Genomic DNA, 4,528 nt, shown 5'->3' with positions numbered 1-4,528 from the left:
GAATTTTATAGTTTGTATTTAAAATAACATTATAAAATGGGCATTTATATATCTCGTTATTTCTATTCTTCTTGACTTTATATAACACATTCAAGAAAGACTTATCATTCTTTTTATCATAATGGTACGCAAATTTATGCAAATATTCTCTCATAGTTGTTCTCCTGTAAAAATAGCATGATCTTAACCATCATGCTATTTTTAATATTAAGCTGTAATGGCCGGTTTCATACAGCTACTAGTACAGCTGTTACTAATTAAGGAATTGTATAATAGATTATCCTCAATATCTTGTTCTACTAAACTTAACTTTTCCAAAGCTTCTTCTAACATAACTAGAGCCTCCTATGAAAAAACATAAAAATAAAGTTATAGAATTAAATATTAATAATTTTAGTTTACTATTAATATTTTTCTCTCTTTATTTTAATAAGAATTTAGCATACTTTTTCATATTTGTTTTTAAATTATAAAATTTGATAATTTATTTAAGGAAATAGTAATTTTCCCATGTATAAACTTAGATGAAAAATATTATTAAACGCGTTTGACAAACGAAATTATTAATTTATCTTGTTATCAACCTCTACTTTAATTTTAAGTATGAAAAGGCAAGAAAATTTACCTTATACTTAAAAATTTCAACAGATATCTAAGCCCATAGTAATACAATAACTCCTGGCCATTTTTGGCTCTATGATATTCAATCAATAGGCTTTTTTCATACAAAAGAACTCATAGACCTCTTACGTTACAATTTTTTGATACCACTCTTAAGTGATTGCTTATGACTTCTCTTAATAATTATATTAAATTTGAACTTGAACCACGTGCAATTCTGTCGACAATACTTTACAGAAATCCAACTTTTCTTGCTAATTCAGTTTATGAAAGCCTATCATTCTCACTAGCTTTCATAATTGAAACAAAACTATTTAAATCAGCACAATCCTTTCATATTCTTCTTTAAATTCACAATTTTTAAGAGACCGTAAAATAGTTTGTGCAAGGATGAATGATTTTACCAAAAATATGGCTCAAGCACTATTTAATTAAGACAAAGTTAATCAATTGCTTGAAGCCGAATTTTTTACTTTTTTAGGCTATGATCCTTAACAGATCAGCCCCCTCAATCTATTCCACCAATCGTTAAACACAAAGCAAAGCCCAAAGCAGAGTTACCAAGTGGAACCCATAAAAAATTAGGCCAAGTGCAGGATACAATGTAAGCGTCAAATAACCGAGTGTATTGAAAAGCCGTCTTAGTTATTTTAGGACGGCCTTTCTTGTTTTCTATTTACATATCTTTTGAATTTCTGTTTGCCATGGCAAATAAGCCTCAAGTGTTGCCGAGTTTAAAATTTCCTCGTTGGGCAGCTTCTGAAGCAGGTAATTTAAATATTTTTCTGGATCTAGTTCGTGTCTTTTAGCTGTTTCAATTAAGCTTAAAATAATACCGCTGGCTTGCGCACCGGTAAAACTCTGGGAAAAAAGCCAATTCTTGTGTCCTATGACTAATGACTTAACAGCACGTTCGGCCTTATTGTTGGATAATTCCAAACGCCCGTCGAGCAGCACGTGTTCAAAAGTTTTCTGATGATCTCTGTTACGCTTGCCTTTGGTTTTGCTGAAACAAGCAGGTATATAAAATTATTCTCAATTAATAAATACGAAATTTTGTATTCGTTGTCTTGAGCTATTTCAAAAATCTTCTTCTCTAACGCAGAAGCTATAGCAGCATTAATTAGTTTATCCTTCTTTTTTGTATACCAGGCTAAATGATATGACAGATCATAAGCATAGGAACGTTCTTTGATTAAAGAAGTTTTTTATAAATCAGAAAATTTGTATAGTACCATATGTAATACGATATATCCCCTATATAAATACTGTTGGTCTCAACTTTAAATATACCACATGTAAAAACTACTTATCATCCATATCAAGTTCTCCTAAGAAGTTGAATAGCTCATTTTGTGCATCTTCTAATTTTGCTTCAGCATCATCTTGTCCTGGATCATTATTTAAATCAGTATCAGTAGGATAAGGTTCTGGATCTAAATCTTGTTCATTATCAAAGTTGTCCGTCTGCCTTCCTGTGTTATAGGATTGAGATTCTTCCTGCTGTGAGTAGGTGCTATTATCAGGGATGCTCTCCGGCTCAGTTGGTTGAGTTTTTTTCTTCCGTAGAAGGAGGATTGGTCGGCTGATTTTGATAATTAGTATTATTTGTTGTAGAAGTTTCTTTCTTAGGATTCAGAGTATTCATGACAGCTTTTCTTAAGCGACTATTATCAACTTGAGCATTCGCATTTGATGACAAAATTTCCCAAGAAGTAGCTGTCAAAATTGCATTAAGGCTTGGTAAATCGCCAATCGTTTCGAGCTTACCATGCAATTTATTGACCTTAGTATCTAAGGTACAGGTCATAACAACAGGAGCATTCTTGTAAATTTGTTTTTTCTCTCCTTCTTTTGCTATCCTTACTAAGATTGGATCCTTAACGATTACAGGCAAAATATCAGATAATTCAACTGCCTTAGAACCTTTACTATCATTTACATGGGTCTGTATTAAAATATAAAGGAACTGGTAAATTTGTCCGGTAGTTTTATGCTCTCTGTTTAATTCAGAATTAATCTTCTTAGAATATGTAATAAAAACATATTTTTAAATTGTACCGACAATAGTAACTTGAAATTTCATATAAAAACTCCCGAGGTGATCATGTGTATCCTTATCAAAAAAATTTAAATGAATTTCTTCAAATGCAGCATTCATCCAAAAGTGCAATAGACAACTGTAATAAGTCGCTTTCAGCTTTCTGGGCTTTCTATACAGCTAATGCTCACTATGAAGCAACCCTAGAAAACGTTAATGCTGAAACTCTTAGGACATTCCTTGATTATTTAATGCAGGAAAAAAACTACAAGAGCAGCACTGCACTCAAATACGCTACATATTTGAAGAAATACTTTCACTATCTTTACGTTCATAACATTATCAAGAACTATCCAATAGCCGATTTGAAATTCCCTCAAAAGAATCGAAAAAGAACAGTTATCGTGGGATGGATTAAATACATGCCTGGTATTCTTAAGGATGATCAAATCTCTGAAACTCTCAAAGAGGTTTTGTTGGCTATTGGATCAGGTTATGACCCTAGAGAACTCTGTGATCTTAAAACTTCAACAGTTCTCAACAATAAGAATAGCCCATTACATGAAATAATCGTGAAAAGCTTATGTCACTTCGAAAACGTTAAAAAAGCTAAAAATGATACGTATTTTATTCTAGATAAATTCGGCAGAAAGTATTCATCTTATGAAGCAATTAACAATCATATAAACCTTCAGGATAAAGGTAAACTCAATATGCCTTTAGGCTTAAAACAACTCCGGACAAGTTACATTTTTACGTTTGTAAGCAACGAAAAGTTCTCAGATGAGGAATTGATGGATAAACTCCATCTTTCCAAAAAATCATTAGCTTACTATAAGACGGCTGTACAAAAAGATGTTGAGCTGGTTGATTTTGACTTCAACTCTAAATCAGAAAAAAAGAACTAATTTGCGATCTTCGTATCCAGTATTATGAGCTTTTGCACCAAATTCAAAACTACCCTTAACATTTTTGATATTAGCTATGTTTTTATTGAATACAACTAAAGCACGATCGAAATCAAGATTAAACGTACCATATTCAATTTTGTCTTGAACTAAAGGAATACTGGTTTTAAAACCAAAAATTGCTCCAGTATTTTCATCTGTATTCCAATTGAGTCTAATGTAATCATTGGGAACAAACCTGTCTTTTCCTTGTTCATCATCAAAGTCAACTTTTACGTTGATACCATCACCATTTTTGATTTCAGAATTATGCTCATCACCATGTTTAGTGATTACAATATTTCGAATATGATCACTAACCTCTTTAGGATTACGTTTAGGTTGATCATTGTTATGCTGAGAAACAACAGCCTTTTCCTTATCACTAAGTTGAGCATCTCTATCAAAATCGTCAGGGTCTGCACCCTTTTCAAAATTAACTTGGTCAGTATTCATAGTTTCAGACTGACCATCTTCACTAGCAAAGACCGTTCTTTCCCTAAAACAAAACGCAGTCGTAATAACTGCAAAGATTGCTATAAAAGCAATCACAAATTTAATTTTTGTATCTCTTCTTTTCACTTCTATTCTCTATACTCCATATCTCATATCTCTCTCAAAATAAAATATGCACTCAAATTTTATATTATAAGCTCATATATTTGTTTACTCTTTTTTTGCATTTTAATTGTTATTTTTATTTTTCTAATTTTTATGTACCTGCAAAAGTCATAAAAATATTTTTAAGCGGTTACAAGCCTAGTATCATCAAATATAAAGTACGTTATACATATACGCATAAAGAATAATTTCAAGATTAAAAAAATACTCGACATTTCAAATTAATGTCGAGCATTTTTAAGATTTGATCCAAATATAATAGTTATCCTAATTAGTTAACAATAGCCTTCGTTGTCTT

General features: G+C 31.4%; 5 protein-coding genes and 1 pseudogene. 1 reads left to right on the top strand and 5 read right to left on the bottom strand.

The window, feature by feature from the left end; all coding sequences use genetic code 11:
* Window positions 1-207 precede the first annotated feature (207 nt).
* The 4 genes and pseudogenes from HMPREF0493_RS09185 to HMPREF0493_RS02465 form a co-directional block, all read right to left on the bottom strand.
* Window positions 208-333 (bottom strand): hypothetical protein, encoded by a 126-nt coding sequence (locus tag HMPREF0493_RS09185; protein ID WP_262361741.1) that lies wholly within the window; start codon window positions 331-333, stop codon window positions 208-210.
* Window positions 334-1,293: 960 nt separating this feature from the next.
* Window positions 1,294-1,599 (bottom strand): annotated as a pseudogene (locus HMPREF0493_RS02470) (transposase domain-containing protein); the annotation flags it as partial.
* Window positions 1,515-1,745, bottom strand: coding sequence for a transposase (locus tag HMPREF0493_RS09330; protein ID WP_409338946.1), 231 nt, complete (start codon window positions 1,743-1,745; stop codon window positions 1,515-1,517). The pseudogene HMPREF0493_RS02470 and the gene HMPREF0493_RS09330, both read right to left, overlap by 85 nt.
* 416 nt (window positions 1,746-2,161) lie before the next feature.
* Complete coding sequence (locus HMPREF0493_RS02465; RefSeq protein ID WP_006351685.1) at window positions 2,162-2,518, bottom strand: hypothetical protein; 357 nt, start codon at window positions 2,516-2,518, stop codon at window positions 2,162-2,164.
* A 212-nt stretch (window positions 2,519-2,730) separates the two neighbouring features.
* On the opposite strand from HMPREF0493_RS02465, the gene HMPREF0493_RS02460 reads away from it, so the two are divergent.
* Window positions 2,731-3,570 (top strand): site-specific integrase, encoded by an 840-nt coding sequence (locus tag HMPREF0493_RS02460; RefSeq protein WP_006351684.1) that lies wholly within the window; start codon window positions 2,731-2,733, stop codon window positions 3,568-3,570.
* Here the strand turns inward: HMPREF0493_RS02460 and HMPREF0493_RS02455 are convergent.
* On the bottom strand, window positions 3,553-4,191 hold the full coding sequence (locus HMPREF0493_RS02455) for a hypothetical protein (RefSeq protein WP_006351683.1): 639 nt from the start codon (window positions 4,189-4,191) through the stop codon (window positions 3,553-3,555). The genes HMPREF0493_RS02460 and HMPREF0493_RS02455 overlap by 18 nt on opposite strands.
* Between the last annotated feature and the right edge of the window lie 337 nt (window positions 4,192-4,528).

It is taken from the genome of Lactobacillus amylolyticus DSM 11664, from assembly GCF_000178475.1.
GTDB classification, from domain to species: Bacteria; Bacillota; Bacilli; order Lactobacillales; family Lactobacillaceae; genus Lactobacillus; species Lactobacillus amylolyticus.
Note: the sequence above shows the minus strand (reverse complement) of the source record. Positions and strands in the feature narration are given on the sequence as shown.